This is a genomic window from Pseudomonas sp. HN11, from assembly GCF_021390155.1.
Classification (GTDB): Bacteria; Pseudomonadota; Gammaproteobacteria; order Pseudomonadales; family Pseudomonadaceae; genus Aquipseudomonas.
This window is the reverse complement of the sequence record NZ_CP089985.1, coordinates 5232353-5248572: the sequence shown is the minus strand read 5'-3', so window position 1 is coordinate 5248572 and position 16220 is coordinate 5232353. Positions and strand designations below refer to the sequence as shown.

Here is a 16220-nt window from a genome sequence, read left to right as displayed (position 1 = left end):
CCGCCTTATCCCCCGCATTACCCCCGGTACCTCATGAACCTCACCCGTCTGCGCGCCGATGCCCTGGCTGGCCTCACCACGTCTTTCGCGTTGCTGCCCGAATGCATTGCTTTTGCCCTGGTGGCCCACCTCAACCCGCTGATGGGGCTCTACGGCGCCTTCATCATCTGCACATTGACTGCATTGTTTGGCGGTCGCCCCGGCATGGTGTCCGGTGCGGCGGGCTCGATGGCGGTGGTGATCGTGGCGTTGGTGGTGCAACACGGTGTGGAATACCTGCTGGCGACGGTATTGCTGGGCGGGTTGATCATGGTTGCCTTCGGCCTGTTGCGCCTGGGCAAGCTGGTGCGCATGGTGCCGCACTCGGTGATGCTGGGGTTCGTCAACGGCCTGGCGATCATCATTGCCCTGGCGCAGTTAGAGCATTTCAAAAGCGGTGAACACTGGCTCAGCGGCACGCCGCTGTACGTGATGATCGCCCTGGTGCTGGTGACCATGACCATCGTCTACCTGCTGCCGCGCATCACCCGTGCGGTGCCGCCCGCGTTGGTGGCGATCCTTGGCGTCGGCCTGGCGGTTTATCTGCTGGGCTTGCCGACTCGCACGTTGGGCGACATGGCTCACATCGCCGGCGGCCTGCCGACCTTTGCGCTGCCGCAAATTTCCTGGACCCTGGAAACCCTCGGCATCATCGCGCCGTACGCCTTCCTGATGGCCATTGTCGGCCTGCTGGAAACCCTGCTTACCCTCAACCTCACCGACGAAATCACCGAAACCCGCGGCTACCCGGACCGCGAAAGCGTGGCCTTGGGCGCGGCGAATATGGTCTCGGGTCTGTTCGGCGGCATGGGCGGTTGCGCGATGATCGGGCAAACCGTGATCAACCTCAGCTCCGGCGGGCGCGGGCGTTTTTCCGGTGTGTTTGCCGGGGTGATGATCCTGTTGTTCATTCTGTTCCTGTCACCGTTTATCGAGCGGATCCCGCTGGCGGCGCTGGTGGGTGTGATGTTCGTGGTGTCTCAGCAGACCTTCGCCTGGGCCTCCTTGCGGGTGATCAACAAGGTGCCGCTCAACGACGTGCTGGTGATTATCGCGGTAACGGTGATCACCGTGTTCACCGATCTGGCCACGGCGGTGCTCTGCGGGATTGTAATTGCGGCGCTGAACTTTGCCTGGCAACAAGCGCGCGAGCTGTATGCCGATGAGCATCTGGAAGCCGATGGCAGTAAGCTCTATCGCCTGCATGGCACTTTGTTCTTTGCCTCGACCACGCCGTTCCTGAACCAGTTCGACCCGGCCAACGACCCGGCCCAGGTGACGCTGGATTGCCGTCACCTGAGCTTTGTCGACTACTCGGCGATTGCCGCGCTGATGACATTGCGCGAGCGTTACACCAAGGCCGGCAAGCACCTGCGTGTGCTGCATCTGTCGGAGCGCTGCAAGAAACTGCTCAAGCGCGCCCGGGTTCATCATGAATAAGTAATCACGGCCCAACCAGGTCTTCCAGCTCCTGGGCCCGGGTCTGGGTCATGTCCAGCACGCAGGCGGCGCCGTTGACCTGGTCGATGGTGCCACCGGTGGCGGAGCCGGCGAAGCCGCAATTAGCATCACGGTATTTTATCCACAGGCGCTGCACGTCTTGCAATTGCTGCTTGCGCGCACCTTCCTGGGCGGCGAGGGCGGTCTTGTAGGCCTTGTTCAGGCGCGTGTCCTGCACCTTGGCTTCCTTGGCGTTGCAATTGACCATGGCCGCGGTCGTGTTGGCGCTGTCCATGCATTTTTTCAACGCTGCGTTTTCGGCAGCCGAGGCGGAGCCGCACAGGGCGAGAAACAAAGCGCTGGCGGCGAGGGAGGTGCGAATCATGGTCGGTTTTCCTTGGCATGAGGGGAGGCGCATTCTAAGACTCGATGGCGGCGTTCGAGTTTCCGGCATCTTCTGATCTTCATGTAAGAACACCCCTCGAATTTTCATACACACCTGTCGGGCATATCCCAACGCGACAGCGCTTATCCGTGGGCGAAAATTATTTTCATGAAAATTGAAAATATTCATCGGTAATGATTTATGAGTTTCACAACAGATCGACGTGACCCTTTCCGAGGAGTACCGCATGGCCGCATCACCGGGCTTCGGGCTATTGGCATACGCTGCCATCGCCATCATTGCTTTGATCGTGCTGATTGCACGTTACCGGCTCAACCCGTTTATCGTCATCACCCTGGTGTCCATTGGCCTGGCGCTGATGGCCGGGATGCCGGCAGACACCATCATGGGTTCGTATGAAGCGGGCGTCGGTAAGACCCTGGGGCACATTGCCCTGGTGGTGGCGCTGGGCACCATGCTCGGCAAGATGATGGCCGAGTCCGGTGGCGCCGAGCAGGTGGCGCGCACGCTGATCAATCGTTTTGGCGAGCGAAACGCACACTGGGCCATGGTGTGTATCGCCTTTCTGGTGGGGCTGCCGCTGTTTTTCGAAGTCGGTTTTGTGTTGCTGGTGCCGATCGCTTTTACCGTGGCGCGCCGCGTCGGTGTGTCCATCTTGATGGTTGGCTTGCCAATGGTTGCCGGGCTGTCGGTGGTGCATGCGTTGGTGCCGCCGCACCCGGCGGCGATGATGGCGGTGCTGGCGTACAACGCATCGGTGGGGCAGACCGTGCTGTATGCGATTCTGATCGGTATTCCTACGGCAATCATCGCAGGTCCGCTGTACGCCAAATTCATCGTGCCGCGTATTCACCTGCCGGCGGAAAACCCGCTGGAACGCCAGTTCATCGACCGCGAACCGCGTACCCGCTTGCCGAGTTTCACGCTGACCATGGGCACCATCCTGTTGCCAGTGGTGCTGATGATGATCGGCGGCTGGGCTAATGTGATTTCCACGCCGGGCACTGGCTTCAACCAGTTCCTGTTGTTTATCGGCAACTCGGTGATTGCGCTGCTGGTGGCGACCCTGGTGAGCTTCTGGACCCTGGGCTTGGCGCAAGGCTTCAACCGCGAGTCGATCCTCAAATTCACCAATGAATGCCTGGCGCCGACCGCCAGCATCACCTTGCTGGTGGGCGCGGGCGGCGGTTTGAATCGCATTCTGGTGGATGCGGGCGTCACCAATGAAATTCTCGGCCTGGCCCATGCTTTCCATTTGTCTGCGCTGGTGATGGGCTGGCTGTTTGCGGCGTTGATGCGTATCGCCACCGGTTCGGCCACCGTCGCCATGACCACCGCGTCTGGCGTAGTGGCGCCGGTTGCAATGGGCCTGGGTTATCCACACCCCGAATTGCTGGTGCTGGCCACCGGTGCGGGCTCGGTGATCTTTTCCCATGTGAACGACGGTGGCTTCTGGCTGATCAAGGAATACTTCAATATGACGGTGATCCAGACCTTCAAGACCTGGACCGTGCTGGAGACCTTGATTTCAGTGGTCGCCTTCGGTCTGACCTACGGGCTGTCTCTTGTTTTATGAGCCTCATTTTTGTGACCCGGAGCCCCCATGGATATCCTCTACCAGATCCGCGCCCGCCAGGACTCCTTCAGCGCCGGCGAAGGGCGTATCGCCAAGCTGATGCTCGATGATGTGGGCTTTGCCGCGTCGGCCAGCCTGGAAGAGCTGTCCCAACGGGCCGAGGTCAGCACGGCCACTTTGTCGCGGTTCGCGCGCAGTGTGGGCTGCCGGGATCTGCGTGATTTGCGCCTGCAATTGGCCCAGGCCAGTGGTGTCGGCAGTCGCTTCCTCGACCCGGCGGGGTTGCCGGAGCAGTCGGCGTTTCATCGCCAGATTCTGGGTGATATCGAAGCGACGTTGCGTCAGCATTTGTCGGGGTTCAACCAAGCGAGTTTCGTCGATGCGGTCAACCTGTTGAGCAAGGCGCGGATGATCCATGCGTTCGGCATGGGCGGTCCGTCGAGCCTGTGCAGCGATGAGTTACAGGTGCGTCTGGTGCGCCTGGGTTATCCGATTGCCGCCTGCCATGACTCGGTGATGATGCGCGTCACGGCGGCGACGCTGGGACCGGAGCATGCGTTGATTGTGTGTTCGCTGACTGGCCTCACCCCTGAACTGCTGGACGTGGTGGAGCTGGCGCGCAACTACGACGCGCGCATCGTCGCCATCACGCTGGCCGACTCTCCCTTGGCGCAGATGGCGGATGTCTTGCTGCCGCTGCAACCGGCTGAAACCAGTTTTATCTACAAGCCTACCGCCGCGCGCTACGGAATGCTGCTGGCCATCGATCTGCTCGCCACCGAGCTGGCGTTGGCCCTGCCGGACGACAACCAGGAACGCCTGCGCCGCATCAAGCTGGCCCTGGACGATTATCGCAGTGGCCCCGACAGCCTGCCGCTTGGAGACTGATATGAAGTACGACACGTTGATCCGCCAGGCGCTGATCATTGATGGCAGTAACACCCCAGGCTACGTCGCCGATGTGGGGCTGCGCGACGGGCGCATCGAGACGATCGGCGACTTGTCGGCGGCTGTGGCCGAGCATGAAATCGAGGGGTGCGGACGTGTGCTGGCGCCGGGGTTTATCGACGTGCACACCCACGACGATACCGTGGTGATCCGCCATCCGCAGATGCTGCCCAAGCTGAGCCAGGGTGTGACCACGGTGATTGTCGGCAACTGTGGCATCAGCGCGTCGCCGGTGACGTTGCGCAGTGATCCGCCGGATCCGATGAACCTGTTGGGCAGTGCTTCGGCGTTTGTGTATCCGCGTTTCAGCGACTATCGCACGGCGGTCGAGAACGCTCACCCGGCGGTCAACGTCGCGGCGTTGGTCGGCCATACGGCGCTGCGCAGCAACCATATGGATGACCTGCACCGCACTGCCTCAGCGGATGAAATTGCCGCCATGCGCGTGCAGTTGCAAGAGAGCCTCGAAGCCGGTGCCCTCGGTTTATCCACAGGCCTGGCGTATGCCAGTGCATTCAACGCCGAGACCGATGAAGTGCTGCAACTGTGTGAAGAACTCACCGCATTCGGCGCGCTGTACACCACCCATTTGCGCAGTGAGTTCGAGCCGGTGCTGGAGGCGATGGAGGAAGCGTTCCTTGTCGGCCGGCGTGCCCAGGCGCCGGTGATCATTTCCCACCTCAAATGTGCCGGTGCCGGTAACTGGGGTCGTAGTCCGCAGCTGTTGGCGTCGCTGGAACTGGCGGCGAAAACCCATCCGGTGGGCTGTGACTGCTACCCCTATGCGGCGAGTTCTTCGACCCTGGATCTCAAGCAGGTGACCGACGCGTTTCGAATTACCATCACCTGGTCGACGCCACATCCAGAAGTGGGCGGGCGTGATTTGCAGGATATTGCCGCTGAGTGGGATGTTTCGCTGATGGACGCAGCCTGCCGACTACAACCGGCAGGTGCGGTGTACTACGGGATGGATGAAGCGGATGTGCGGCGCATCCTGGCGCATCCGTTGTCGATGGTCGGGTCGGATGGGTTGCCGGAGGATCCGTTCCCGCATCCGCGTTTATGGGGCGCGTTTCCACGGGTGTTGGGGCATTTCAGCCGGGATGTGGGGTTGTTCCCACTGCACACCGCCGTGCACAAAATGACGGGGTTGTCGGCGGCGCGGTTTGGTTTGGCTGAGCGCGGAGAGATCCGTGAAGGGCACTGGGCCGACCTGGTGCTGTTCGACCCCTTGCGCGTGCGCGATGTGGCGGATTTCAAGGAGCCGCAGCGCGCGGCGGAAGGCATTGACGGGGTATGGGTCAACGGCGTGTTGAGCTACAGCGACGGGCAGGCGAACGGTCAGCGGCCGGGTCGGTTCCTGGCGCGTAGTGGGGATTTGCGTCATGGGTTTTCGTCTTTATAGGATGCTTATTTAAATGGAGCGGTTGCCATGCACTTAGGAAAAGTCATCCCCATCCTGCGGATTTTCGACGAGGCCAAGGCGTTGGAGTTCTACGTCGATTTCCTGGGGTTCAAGGTGGATTGGCAGCATCGTTTCGAGGCGAATTTTCCGTTGTACCTGCAAGTGTCGCTGGGTGAGTGCGTGTTGCATTTGACTGAGCATCATGGCGACGCCTCGCCAGGTTCGGCGGTGCGGATTCAGGCTCAGGGTGTGGATGCTTACCAGCAGCAGTTGGTGGGCAAGGATTACCGTTATGCCAAGCCCGGGGTTGAGGACACGCCTTGGGGATCGCGGGAGATGAGCATCAAGGACCCGTTTGGGAATCGGGTGGTGTTTGTCGAGGAAGGCGAGGGCTGAGGGGGAAATCGCAGGCAATAAAAAACCGCCTTAGTAGGGCGTTTTTTTTTTTGCAAACCCAGTGAGTGGCTGGGGTTGTTGTCTCAAAGATGCGATGACCCGCAGGCGGATACTACCGCCGGTCATTTTATCGCGCAAGGTTAGGCGATGGTCGGCACCGATAATCTTGAACGTTTCATTATGTCGATTTTCGCTGCACTAGTTTGCAGTAAATCTTCGAAACAAATACTGGATATTTAACCACTTTCTGTCACACCTTCATGGCGGATTTTGGTTAGGCTTCACCCCGTTCTGCGTTGGTTGCTTTTAGGTGAGCCGGGTACTGATCGCCACGGGCTAGTAATCCGTGCCGGATTCATGCGGTAAGCCCATTAGCCCGGCCGCCTCAAAGATGCGATGACCCGCGTCCAAAGGCTCACATGTTCCGGTAAGTGCGCTGGAGGTAAGGCCCAACTCACGGAGGGCCGAGTATGTCTAAGTTTGCACGACGTACGTGGAACCTCGTAGTGAACTGCCTGCGTGCTTATCACGTCTGGAAGTTCCTGCGGGACAGCTTCGATGACCGCTAAGGTCTGAGAAGTGGAGCCGCCTCAGTTCAGACTGAGGCGGCTTTTTGGTTTCTTACACGCGGAAGTGGCTGACCATCTGTTGCAACTGGCTCCCCAACCGCGCCAGTTCCACACTCGACTTGGCCGTCTCGTCACTTGCGGTCGCGGTCTGCTCCGACACATCACGCACATTCACAATGCTGCGGCTGATCTCTTCAGCCACGGCGCTTTGCTGCTCGGCGGCGGCGGCGATCTGCTGGTTCATCGACTGGATATTCGATACGGTTCGGGTGATGTTCTCCAGCGACACACCGGCCTTGCGCGTCAGCTCGACACTGCTGTCGGTGAGGCTGCGGCTGTTGTTCATCACATTGGCCACTTGCTGGGTACCGTTCTGCAAGCCGGCGACCAGGCCTTCGATTTCCTCGGTGGATTTCTGCGTACGCTGGGCCAGGCCGCGAACTTCGTCGGCGACCACGGCAAACCCACGCCCGGCTTCACCAGCCCGCGCTGCTTCGATCGCGGCGTTGAGGGCCAGCAGGTTGGTCTGTTCGGCGACGGCCTTGATCACATCCATCACGCTGCCGATCTTGTTGCTCTCTTGTTGCAGGTGCGTCATGGCATCGGTGGAACGAGCCACCTCCGCCGCCAGACGCTCGATCTGGGCGATGGCTTCAGCAACTACCTTGTCGCCCGCGCGGGCCTGGCCATCGGCGTCGGCGGCGGCCAGGGAAGCTTGTTCGGCGTTGCGCGCCACTTCCTGCACGGTGGCGGTCATTTCGTGCATCGCCGTGGCGACCTGATCGGTCTCGATCTTCTGGCTGTTGACGCCGGCGCTGGTCTGCTCGGTCACGGCCGACAGCTCTTCGGCGGCGCTGGCGATCTGAGTCACGCCGTCGCGAATACCGCTGATCAGCTCACGCAAGGTGGTGCCCATGCGCTGGATGCCTTGTTGCAACACGCCCAGCTCATCCCGGCGAGTAACCTGGATGTTGTGGCTCAAGTCTCCGGAGGCAATGCGTTCCACCACGGCCAGGGTTTCCTGGATCGGCCGGGTGATCTGACGGGTGATGACCCATGCGGCGATGACACCCACCAGCAGTGCCAGCAAGGTGCTGATCAATTGCAGGCTGCGGGCCTGGGCACTTTCGGCGTCGCGGCGATTGAGTTGGATCTCGTACAGCTTGTCGCTGATCGTGACGATATCAGCGCCTTGGGTGGTCATTTCGGCACGGGCCGCGACGATGTTGGCGTTGGCCGCCTTGTAGTTCTGCACGGCGCTGCGATAGGCCCCCAGCGCGGTCTCCAGCGCGATCAATGCGCTTTGCTGGCTGGAGCCGAAGACGACACTGAGATCTTTCAAACCGGCAATGGCCTTTTCAATCTGTGCGGCAGCGCGGGCTTCAGTCTCCGGACTGACGTTACCGGTGTAGCCACGCACTTCGTAGCGGGCCAACTGGAATTGCATCTTGGCGTCGGCCACAGCCTGGAACTGAGCAAGGTGCTCCGAACTGTCGGGCATTTGCTTCACACTGGTTTCCAGCGCGTTGATTTGTGCATTGGCGATATCGGCCTTGTCACCCATCACCTGGCGCGAGGCGTTACCGTTACGGTAGGCCTCGCGCATTTTGTTCAGTGACTGCTGATAAGCGGTGATGATGGATTTCTGCTCGTTGAGCAGCTTGAGGTTGTCCGGGCTCTTGAAGCTGTCCAGCAATTGTTGCTGCTGGGCAGCGAAGGCATCCAGGTTGGTCTGTACGTTTTGGGCCACGGCTTCGTCGCCATTGGCGAGCATGTACTGCAGGCGCACGATGCGCAGTTTGGTCAGCGACGCATTGAGCTGGGTGATGTCGCTCATCCAGTTGCTGCGATCGATCAGGCCGCCCAGGCTGGTCCAGCCGGTCAGGGCCAGGATCGAGGTGAGGGCCAGTACCAGGCCGAAGCCCAGGCCCAGTTTGAGGTTGACGCTGATGTTGCCGAACCAGCTATTCATCGAATGCTCCACAAGAATGATGGGGTGTGCTGGACGGTTATTGATTTTGGAGCCAGCTGCTGTGTAGGGCTGTATCGGCGGGAGGTGCTGAATCTGAAATGCTAATTTGCCGGGTGTGACAAAGGGCCGTCGCCACAGTAGCGGCGCGGGGAGGGGCTGATCATTGGGCGGTCTTGTGTGCTAGTCTGCGGGCCCTTTTAGTTCTGGGTAGCCTGGGAAACCAATGCTGTCCTACAGCGGAGCCTCTTCATGTCCGAAGTTAATCTGTCCACCGACGAAACCCGCGTCAGCTACGGTATCGGCCGTCAGTTGGGCGACCAACTGCGTGACAACCCGCCACCGGGTGTAAGCCTGGACGCAATCCTGGCCGGCCTGACCGACGCCTTCGCCGGCAAGCCAAGCCGTGTGGACCAAGAGCAAATGGCCGCCAGCTTCAAAGTGATCCGCGAAGTCATGCAAGCCGAAGCGGCCGCCAAGGCTGAAGCAGCAGCGGGCGCCGGTCTGGCGTTCCTGGCGGAAAATGCCAAGCGTGATGGCATCACCACCCTGGCTTCCGGCCTGCAATTCGAAGTATTGACCGCAGGTGACGGCGCCAAGCCGACCCGTGAAGACCAAGTGCGTACTCACTACCATGGCACCCTGATCGACGGCACGGTGTTCGACAGCTCCTACGAGCGCGGTCAGCCTGCAGAATTCCCGGTGGGCGGCGTGATCGCCGGCTGGACCGAAGCCCTGCAACTGATGAATGCCGGCAGCAAATGGCGCCTGTACGTGCCGAGCGAACTGGCTTACGGCGCTCAAGGCGTTGGCAGCATCCCGCCGCACAGCGTGCTGGTATTCGACGTCGAGCTGCTCGACGTTCTGTAAGACCTGCTGATTACCTGTGGGAACGAGCCTGCTCGCTCCCACAGTGTTTTGCAGGTGTGTTCATGGATGGAACTTGCCATTGAGCTCTGTCGCCGGGCGCAACGCTCGGGCGTAGCAGAACAGAAATAGATTGCGTACCACTTCCTTCAAAACTCCGGGTTCACTGGAACTCAGGCCATTTACATCCAGGTCGCCTTGGTCCTGCAGTTCATTCAGCGCTTCTTCTTCCAGCACCGCACAGACTTCGCCGGTTTCCCGATGCAGGATCCGCAGGTAGGGGTGTGGTCGGTCCAGCCAAGCATCTATCAAATAAGTCATGAGTCTCATCTCCTTGATGGGTTTCAATGAGAATAATTCTTATTCGTAAAATAGCAAGTGCCTATTGGCGGTTTCTGTTTTTTTCTGTGTGGACATTGCGCGGGATCAGACGAGAGGGCGAAACGCCATCCCGCGGCAGGCGCGGGATGGAGGCAACAGGTTCAGACTTTGCGCACGAACTCGGACTTGAGCTTCATCGGGCCGATACCGTCGATCTTGCAGTCGATATCGTGGTCGCCGTCACACAGGCGGATGTTCTTGACCTTGGTGCCGACCTTCACGACCAGGGAAGTGCCCTTGACCTTGAGGTCCTTGATCACGGTGATGGTGTCGCCGTCCTGCAGCACATTGCCGACAGAATCTTTCTTCACGGTGTCGTCGCTGGCCGCTTCGGCCTCGCCATCGGCGGACCACTCATGGGCGCATTCCGGGCAGATCAGCTGGGCGCCGTCTTCGTAGGTGTATTCGGAATTGCATTTCGGGCAGGGTGGCAACGTGCTCACTAAGGCTCCTTGAGAGTCAGGATGGCTAAAGGGCGCACATTATATAGGGTTTTGCAGCGAGAGCGGGGCAGTGGGTGGTAATGAGGTCTAAATGTGGGAGCGAGCAAGCCCGCTCCCACAAAAGCCCGTTGCGCCAATAGTCTTTAGTGAGTACGCGCGACCGCAAACTCACTCAGCTCCACCAGGGCGTCCCGGTATTCGCTGGCGGGAAGGGCTTCCAGGCACTGGATGGCACGGGCCACGTAGTCACGCGCCAGCTGTGCGGTGTACTCCAAGGAACCCGAGGCCTCAACGGCGGCACGGATGGCCTCCAGGTCCTCGATCCCGCCTTTCTGGATCGCCTTGCGCACCAGGGCAGCCTGTTCCGGCGTGCCTTCGCGCATGGTGTAGATCAGCGGCAAGGTCGGCTTGCCTTCGGCCAGGTCGTCACCGACGTTCTTGCCCAGGGTTTCTGCGTCGCCCTTGTAGTCGAGCAGGTCGTCGACCAGTTGGAACGCCACGCCCAGGTGGTCACCAAAGGTACGCAGGGCTTCGGCCTGTTCGGCCGTAGCACCGCACAGTGCAGCGGCGCTGTGGGTGGAGGCTTCGAAGAGCATCGCGGTTTTGCCGCGAATCACTTCCATGTAGGTTTCTTCGGTCGTGCTGGCGTCGCGGACCTTCGACAACTGCAATACTTCGCCTTCGGCGATGATGCGGGTGGCCTGTGAAAGAATCTTCATCACCGGCATCGAGCCCAGTTCGACCATCATTTCGAACGAGCGCGAGTACAGAAAGTCTCCCACCAGCACGCTGGGTGCGTTGCCCCACATGGCATTGGCGGTCTCGCGACCACGGCGCATGCCGGACATGTCGACCACGTCGTCATGCAGCAGGGTGGCGGTGTGCAGGAATTCGATCGTGGCTGCCAGCAGGCGCAGGTCATCGCCTTCGCGACCCAGGGCCTTTCCGCACAGCAACACTAATAAAGGACGCAGGCGCTTACCGCCCGCCGACGTAATATAGTCGCCAATTTTGGAGACCAGCGGCACTTTGGAAGTCAGCTGCTTCTTGATGATGCCGTCGACGGCGCTAAAATCGTCCGCGACCGCGCGGTAGAAAGCTTGGGGTTGCATCAGCGACAGTCGCTCCAGAAGGGTTGCGCGGCATGCTAGGACCCAGGCCCCGTAGTGTCAAGGCGCGATAGACGGCCTCTTGCAACACCTCGTTGCCTTGCGTACAATCGCGCACCCTGAACTTCCTGGGCAGCACCTGCCTTACGCAATTGCATTCGGGACGTCCATCCCATGCAGCCATGCCAGCCAATACCTCTTCTTATAAAGCGCTGGGTGAGCAGGATTATCGGAGAAATACCATGTCGTACGCAGTAATTGTTACTGGTGGCAAGCAATACAAAGTCGCCCCAGGTGAATACCTGAAGATCGAAAAACTGGAAGTCGCTACCGGCGAATCCGTTACTTTTGATCGCGTTCTGTTGGTCGCCAATGGCGATGACGTGAACATCGGCGCTCCAGTTGTTGCTGGCGCTACCGTTGTGGCTGAAGTGATCTCCCAAGGTCGTCACGATAAAGTCCGCATCATCAAGTTCCGTCGTCGTAAGCACCACATGAAGCGTATGGGCCACCGCCAGTGGTACACCGAGATCAAAATCACCGGTATTCAGGCTTAATTTCAGCCTAATTCCTCACTAGGAGAATTGACTCATGGCACACAAAAAAGCTGGTGGTAGTACCCGTAACGGTCGCGACTCAGAAGCCAAACGCCTTGGCGTGAAGATGTATGGCGGCCAGAAAATCATTCCGGGCAACATCATCGTGCGTCAGCGCGGCACCCAATTCCACGCCGGTTACGGTGTAGGCATGGGTAAAGATCACACCCTCTTCGCGAAAATCGAAGGCGTGATCAAGTTTGAAGTAAAAGGCGCGTTCAACCGCCGTTACGTGAGCGTTGTCGCAGCTTAATCGCGAGATCGCTGGAAAAGCCCTGTCTTGCGACGGGGCTTTTTCGTTTGTGGGGTGAGTCTCTTGCAAAGCTGTTTGTAATGGGCTCAGGCGCTGGTTTTGCGGTCGCTGATTGAGGTCGCTGCGCTCATTTTTGCAAGAGTCTTATGTCTTGGTTTCTTAAGCTCGTCCGTGCGACGAGAGGCGTTTTGTTATGAAGTTCGTTGATGAAGTTTCCATCCGAGTAAAAGCAGGCGACGGCGGTAACGGTTGCATGAGTTTCCGTCGCGAAAAATTCATCGAAAATGGTGGCCCAAACGGCGGTGACGGCGGTGACGGCGGTTCCATCTACATGATGGCCGACGAAAACCTCAACACCCTGGTCGACTACCGTTACACCCGGCACTTCGATGCCGAGCGTGGCTCCAACGGCGGCAGCACCGATTGCACCGGTAAAAAAGGCGAAGACCTGGTACTGCGCGTGCCGGTCGGCACCACGATCATCGACTCCGCGACCCAGGAAGTGATCGGCGACCTGACCAAGGCCGGCCAGAAGCTGATGGTGGTTCAGGGCGGCTGGCACGGTCTGGGTAACACCCGATTCAAGTCCAGTACCAACCGTGCGCCACGCCAGACTACGCCAGGCAAGCCGGGCGAGCAGCGTGACCTCAAGCTGGAAATGAAAGTACTTGCCGACGTGGGCCTGCTGGGCCTGCCAAACGCCGGTAAAAGTACCTTTATCCGCTCGGTGTCGGCCGCCAAGCCGAAAGTTGCTGACTACCCGTTCACTACTTTGGTGCCAAACCTGGGTGTGGTCAGCGTCGACCGTTGGAAAAGTTTTGTGATCGCCGACATTCCCGGCCTGATCGAAGGGGCTTCCGATGGTGCAGGCCTGGGGATTCGCTTCCTCAAGCACTTGTCTCGTACCCGTTTGCTGCTGCACCTCGTCGATATGGCGCCGCTGGATGACACCAGCGCACCGGACGCTGCTGAAGTGATCGTCAGCGAACTGACCAAGTTCAGCCCGGCCCTGGCCGAGCGTGATCGTTGGCTGGTGCTGAACAAGTGCGACCAGATCCTCGAAGAGGAGCACGAAGAGCGCGTCAAGGAAATCGTTGATCGCCTGGAGTGGACTGGCCCGGTCTACGTGATCTCCGCCATCGCCAAAGAAGGCACTGAGCGCCTGACCCGCGACATCATGCGCTACCTCGAAGACCGTGCCGACCGCCTGGCGGCCGACCCGGTGTTCAAGGCTGAACTGGCTGAACTCGATCAACAGATCGAAGATGAAGCCCGTGCCCAGCTGCAAGCCCTGGACGACCAGCGTGCCCTGCGCCGCAGCGGCGTGAAGTCGGTCCATGACATCGGCGACGATGACTGGGACGAGGAAGACGTGGATGATGAAGACGGTCCTGAAATCATTTACGTGCGCGACTGATCTGTTGCGATAAACTTGAACGCCGCTCCTGTTAGAGCGGCGTTTTAGTATCCGGGTTTAACGTTATGGGCCGCGCTGGGTCGCGCAACCCTCAATCTAAGGTCGAAGATGATGCGGAGCAAAGTGACAGGTGCGCAGCGCTGGGTCGTAAAGATCGGCAGTGCGTTGCTGACGGCGGATGGCAAGGGGCTGGATCGCGCCGCCATGAGCGTCTGGGTCGAGCAAATGGTGGCCTTGCATGAGGCCGGTGTAGAGCTGGTGTTGGTGTCGTCCGGGGCCGTTGCCGCCGGGATGAGCCGCCTCGGCTGGACCGCGCGACCCAGCGCGATGCACGAACTGCAAGCCGCCGCCGCGATCGGCCAGATGGGCCTGGTGCAAGCCTGGGAATCCAGTTTTGCCGAGCACGGCCGCCACACGGCGCAGATCCTGCTGACCCACGACGACCTGTCAGACCGCAAGCGCTACCTCAACGCCCGCAGCACCCTGCGTGCGCTGGTGGAGCTCAAGGTCATTGCGGTGATCAATGAGAACGACACGGTGGTCACCGACGAAATCCGCTTCGGCGACAACGACACCCTGGCTGCCCTGGTGGCCAACCTGGTGGAAGCCGACCTGCTGGTGATCCTCACCGACCGCGATGGCATGTTTGACGCCGACCCGCGCAACAACCCCGAGGCCCAGCTTATTTATGAGGCTCGCGCGGATGACCCCGCGCTGGACGCTGTGGCCGGCAGTGTCGGAGGCGCCCTGGGCCGTGGCGGCATGCAGACCAAGCTGCGTGCAGCACGTTTGGCCGCACGTTCCGGTGCTCACACCATCATCGTCGGCGGGCGCATTGAACGTGTGCTGGATCGCCTGAAAGCCGGCGAGCGCATCGGTACGCTGCTGTCGCCGGAACGCGGCATGCTGGCGGCGCGCAAACAGTGGCTGGCCGGTCATCTGCAAACCCGTGGCACGCTGGTGCTGGACGGGGGGGCCGTGTCGGCGTTGTCCCAAGGCAACAAGAGCCTGCTGCCGGTCGGCGTCAAGTTGGTGCAGGGCAGCTTCCGCCGGGGAGAGATGGTGGTGTGCGTGGCGCCGGACGGTCGTGAGATTGCCCGTGGCCTGGCCAATTACAGCGCCCTTGAAGCACAGAAAATCATTGGACAATCCTCCGATGCGATTGTCGGACTATTGGGCTACATGGCGGAGCCCGAACTGGTGCATCGCGACAACCTGATCCTGGTCTAACCAAAGGAACACATAATGCGTGTCATGAAGGGATTGCTCGGCCTGCTGGTGGCCATGCCGCTGTTGGCCTGCGCCGAAGAAGTCGGCCAGGTGTCGACGGTGTTCAAGTTTGTCGGCCCCAACGACCGGATCGTGGTTGAAGCCTTCGATGACCCCAAGGTCGACGGTGTGACGTGCTACCTGTCGCGCGCCAAGACTGGCGGTGTGAAAGGCGGCCTGGGCCTGGCCGAAGACCGCGCCGAAGCTTCGATTGCCTGCCGTCAGGTCGGCCCGATCCGCTTCAAGGGCGAGCTCAAGGACGGCGACGAAGTGTTCAAGGAGCGCACCTCGTTGGTGTTCAAGACCATGCAGGTGGTGCGCTTCCTCGACAAGAAGCGCAACACCCTGGTTTACCTGGTGTACAGCGACCGTCTGATCGAAGGCAGCCCGCAGAATGCAGTGACGGCGATTCCGATTTTGCCCTGGCCGACCGCTCAGTAACTCGCAGGCGAGTTTTGCAATCGACGTCTATGATTGCAGGCTTGCGGGTTGTAATCTCGACGTGCCGCAATGCGAAGAACATGGGATATCTGGAGTTCGTCATGAGTGCTTTCCACGATCTGAAACTCAAAGCTTTGGACGGACAAGAGCTGCCGCTGGCGCCCTTCAAGGGGCAAGTGGTGCTGGTGGTCAACGTGGCCTCCAAGTGTGGCTTGACCCCGCAATATGCCGCCTTGGAAAACCTCTACCAGCAGTACAAGGACCAGGGCTTTACCGTGCTCGGCCTGCCGTGCAACCAGTTTGCAGGCCAGGAGCCGGGGACCGAGGAGGAGATCCAGGAATTCTGCAGCCTGAACTACGGGGTGACATTCCCGCTGGGCAGCAAGCTCGAGGTCAACGGGCCTGATCGTCATCAGCTGTACCGCCTGCTGGCGGGCGAGGGTGCCGAGTTTCCTGGAGACATCACCTGGAACTTCGAGAAGTTCTTGCTGGGCAAGGATGGGCGAGTGCTCGCGCGCTTCTCCCCACGCACGGCGCCGGATGATCCGACGATCGTCCAAGCCATCGAAAAAGCCCTGAGCTGAGTAACTCTTCTGTGGGAGCCGGCCGGCTCCTACACTTCTACCCTTTAATCACCCAGATCAATAGTGCTATCCGGTACGCTGCGCGCCCCATATTATCCACGTCATAAACCTC

General features: G+C 60.0%; 17 protein-coding genes and 1 pseudogene. 12 read left to right on the top strand and 6 right to left on the bottom strand.

Annotated elements, in window-relative coordinates:
* Positions 1–33 precede the first annotated feature (33 nt).
* Positions 34–1479 carry a SulP family inorganic anion transporter gene (locus tag LVW35_RS24065; RefSeq protein WP_233892323.1) on the top strand — a complete coding sequence of 482 codons (1446 nt, stop codon included), beginning with the start codon at positions 34–36 and terminating at the stop codon, positions 1477–1479.
* A 4-nt stretch (positions 1480–1483) separates the two neighbouring features.
* On the opposite strand, the gene LVW35_RS24060 is transcribed toward LVW35_RS24065, so the two are convergent.
* On the bottom strand, positions 1484–1864 hold the full coding sequence (locus LVW35_RS24060) for a lysozyme inhibitor LprI family protein (protein WP_233892322.1): 381 nt from the start codon (positions 1862–1864) through the stop codon (positions 1484–1486).
* A gap of 247 nt (positions 1865–2111) precedes the next feature.
* Here LVW35_RS24060 and LVW35_RS24055 point away from each other — a divergent pair, with 247 nt between their 5' ends.
* The 4 genes from LVW35_RS24055 to LVW35_RS24040 are packed head-to-tail and all read left to right on the top strand — an operon-like array spanning position 2112 to position 6210.
* A complete protein-coding gene (locus LVW35_RS24055) occupies positions 2112–3461 on the top strand; it encodes a GntT/GntP/DsdX family permease (RefSeq protein WP_233892321.1) in 1350 nt (449 codons plus the stop codon).
* A gap of 27 nt (positions 3462–3488) precedes the next feature.
* Entirely contained in the window at positions 3489–4349 is an 861-nt protein-coding gene (locus LVW35_RS24050) for a MurR/RpiR family transcriptional regulator (protein ID WP_233892320.1), read from the top strand.
* A gap of 1 nt (position 4350) precedes the next feature.
* Entirely contained in the window at positions 4351–5814 is a 1464-nt protein-coding gene (locus LVW35_RS24045; protein WP_233892319.1) for an N-acyl-D-amino-acid deacylase family protein, read from the top strand.
* A 27-nt stretch (positions 5815–5841) separates the two neighbouring features.
* Positions 5842–6210 (top strand): glyoxalase superfamily protein, encoded by a 369-nt coding sequence (locus LVW35_RS24040; RefSeq protein WP_233892318.1) that lies wholly within the window; start codon positions 5842–5844, stop codon positions 6208–6210.
* A 621-nt stretch (positions 6211–6831) separates the two neighbouring features.
* Here LVW35_RS24040 and LVW35_RS29285 read toward each other — a convergent pair.
* Entirely contained in the window at positions 6832–7695 is an 864-nt protein-coding gene (locus LVW35_RS29285) for a methyl-accepting chemotaxis protein (protein ID WP_370636473.1), read from the bottom strand.
* Positions 7687–8616 (bottom strand): annotated as a pseudogene (locus tag LVW35_RS29280) (methyl-accepting chemotaxis protein); the annotation flags it as partial. The gene LVW35_RS29285 and the pseudogene LVW35_RS29280, both read right to left, overlap by 9 nt.
* A gap of 384 nt (positions 8617–9000) precedes the next feature.
* Between LVW35_RS29280 and LVW35_RS24030 the strand changes: the two are divergent.
* A complete protein-coding gene (locus tag LVW35_RS24030; protein ID WP_017531131.1) occupies positions 9001–9618 on the top strand; it encodes an FKBP-type peptidyl-prolyl cis-trans isomerase in 618 nt (205 codons plus the stop codon).
* Between the two features lie 60 nt (positions 9619–9678).
* Here the strand turns inward: LVW35_RS24030 and LVW35_RS24025 are convergent, their stop codons facing one another.
* From LVW35_RS24025 to LVW35_RS24015, 3 genes are all read right to left on the bottom strand, one after another.
* The gene (locus LVW35_RS24025) at positions 9679–9936 is read right to left on the bottom strand and encodes a PA4570 family protein (protein ID WP_003194088.1); all 258 of its coding nucleotides are present in this window, start codon (positions 9934–9936) and stop codon (positions 9679–9681) included.
* A 161-nt stretch (positions 9937–10097) separates the two neighbouring features.
* Positions 10098–10439, bottom strand: coding sequence for a zinc ribbon domain-containing protein YjdM (locus tag LVW35_RS24020; RefSeq protein WP_233892316.1), 342 nt, complete (start codon positions 10437–10439; stop codon positions 10098–10100).
* A gap of 143 nt (positions 10440–10582) precedes the next feature.
* Positions 10583–11551: a polyprenyl synthetase family protein gene (locus LVW35_RS24015; RefSeq protein WP_010206495.1), complete on the bottom strand. Its 969-nt coding sequence runs from the start codon at positions 11549–11551 to the stop codon at positions 10583–10585.
* A gap of 239 nt (positions 11552–11790) precedes the next feature.
* Here LVW35_RS24015 and rplU point away from each other — a divergent pair, with 239 nt between their 5' ends.
* From rplU to LVW35_RS23985, 6 genes are all read left to right on the top strand, one after another.
* Positions 11791–12105 (top strand): 50S ribosomal protein L21, encoded by a 315-nt coding sequence (gene rplU, locus LVW35_RS24010; RefSeq protein WP_007950961.1) that lies wholly within the window; start codon positions 11791–11793, stop codon positions 12103–12105.
* A 34-nt stretch (positions 12106–12139) separates the two neighbouring features.
* Complete coding sequence (rpmA, locus tag LVW35_RS24005) at positions 12140–12397, top strand: 50S ribosomal protein L27 (protein WP_003176049.1); 258 nt, start codon at positions 12140–12142, stop codon at positions 12395–12397.
* Positions 12398–12590: 193 nt separating this feature from the next.
* The gene (gene cgtA / locus LVW35_RS24000) at positions 12591–13814 is read left to right on the top strand and encodes an Obg family GTPase CgtA (RefSeq protein WP_015885843.1); all 1224 of its coding nucleotides are present in this window, start codon (positions 12591–12593) and stop codon (positions 13812–13814) included.
* Between the two features lie 111 nt (positions 13815–13925).
* Positions 13926–15044: a glutamate 5-kinase gene (gene proB / locus LVW35_RS23995; protein WP_233896545.1), complete on the top strand. Its 1119-nt coding sequence runs from the start codon at positions 13926–13928 to the stop codon at positions 15042–15044.
* 15 nt (positions 15045–15059) lie between these two features.
* Positions 15060–15524, top strand: a complete 465-nt coding sequence (locus tag LVW35_RS23990) for a CreA family protein (protein WP_233892315.1) — start codon at positions 15060–15062, stop codon at positions 15522–15524.
* A gap of 101 nt (positions 15525–15625) precedes the next feature.
* Positions 15626–16108, top strand: a complete 483-nt coding sequence (locus LVW35_RS23985; protein WP_071489177.1) for a glutathione peroxidase — start codon at positions 15626–15628, stop codon at positions 16106–16108.
* Positions 16109–16220: the final 112 nt, after the last annotated feature.

Excerpts from the sequence above, each read along its gene's own strand:
- LVW35_RS24065 (WP_233892323.1), top strand. The coding sequence starts at position 34 with ATGAACCTCACCCGTCTGCGCGCCGATGCCCTGGCTGGCCTCACCACG.
- LVW35_RS24060 (WP_233892322.1), bottom strand. The coding sequence starts at position 1,864 with ATGATTCGCACCTCCCTCGCCGCCAGCGCTTTGTTTCTCGCCCTGTGC.
- LVW35_RS24055 (WP_233892321.1), top strand. The coding sequence starts at position 2,112 with ATGGCCGCATCACCGGGCTTCGGGCTATTGGCATACGCTGCCATCGCC.
- LVW35_RS24050 (WP_233892320.1), top strand. The coding sequence starts at position 3,489 with ATGGATATCCTCTACCAGATCCGCGCCCGCCAGGACTCCTTCAGCGCC.
- LVW35_RS24045 (WP_233892319.1), top strand. The coding sequence starts at position 4,351 with ATGAAGTACGACACGTTGATCCGCCAGGCGCTGATCATTGATGGCAGT.
- LVW35_RS24040 (WP_233892318.1), top strand. The coding sequence starts at position 5,842 with ATGCACTTAGGAAAAGTCATCCCCATCCTGCGGATTTTCGACGAGGCC.
- LVW35_RS29285 (WP_370636473.1), bottom strand. The coding sequence starts at position 7,695 with ATGGGCACCACCTTGCGTGAGCTGATCAGCGGTATTCGCGACGGCGTG.
- LVW35_RS24030 (WP_017531131.1), top strand. The coding sequence starts at position 9,001 with ATGTCCGAAGTTAATCTGTCCACCGACGAAACCCGCGTCAGCTACGGT.
- LVW35_RS24025 (WP_003194088.1), bottom strand. The coding sequence starts at position 9,936 with ATGACTTATTTGATAGATGCTTGGCTGGACCGACCACACCCCTACCTG.
- LVW35_RS24015 (WP_010206495.1), bottom strand. The coding sequence starts at position 11,551 with ATGCAACCCCAAGCTTTCTACCGCGCGGTCGCGGACGATTTTAGCGCC.
- rplU (WP_007950961.1), top strand. The coding sequence starts at position 11,791 with ATGTCGTACGCAGTAATTGTTACTGGTGGCAAGCAATACAAAGTCGCC.
- rpmA (WP_003176049.1), top strand. The coding sequence starts at position 12,140 with ATGGCACACAAAAAAGCTGGTGGTAGTACCCGTAACGGTCGCGACTCA.
- cgtA (WP_015885843.1), top strand. The coding sequence starts at position 12,591 with ATGAAGTTCGTTGATGAAGTTTCCATCCGAGTAAAAGCAGGCGACGGC.
- proB (WP_233896545.1), top strand. The coding sequence starts at position 13,926 with ATGCGGAGCAAAGTGACAGGTGCGCAGCGCTGGGTCGTAAAGATCGGC.
- LVW35_RS23990 (WP_233892315.1), top strand. The coding sequence starts at position 15,060 with ATGCGTGTCATGAAGGGATTGCTCGGCCTGCTGGTGGCCATGCCGCTG.
- LVW35_RS23985 (WP_071489177.1), top strand. The coding sequence starts at position 15,626 with ATGAGTGCTTTCCACGATCTGAAACTCAAAGCTTTGGACGGACAAGAG.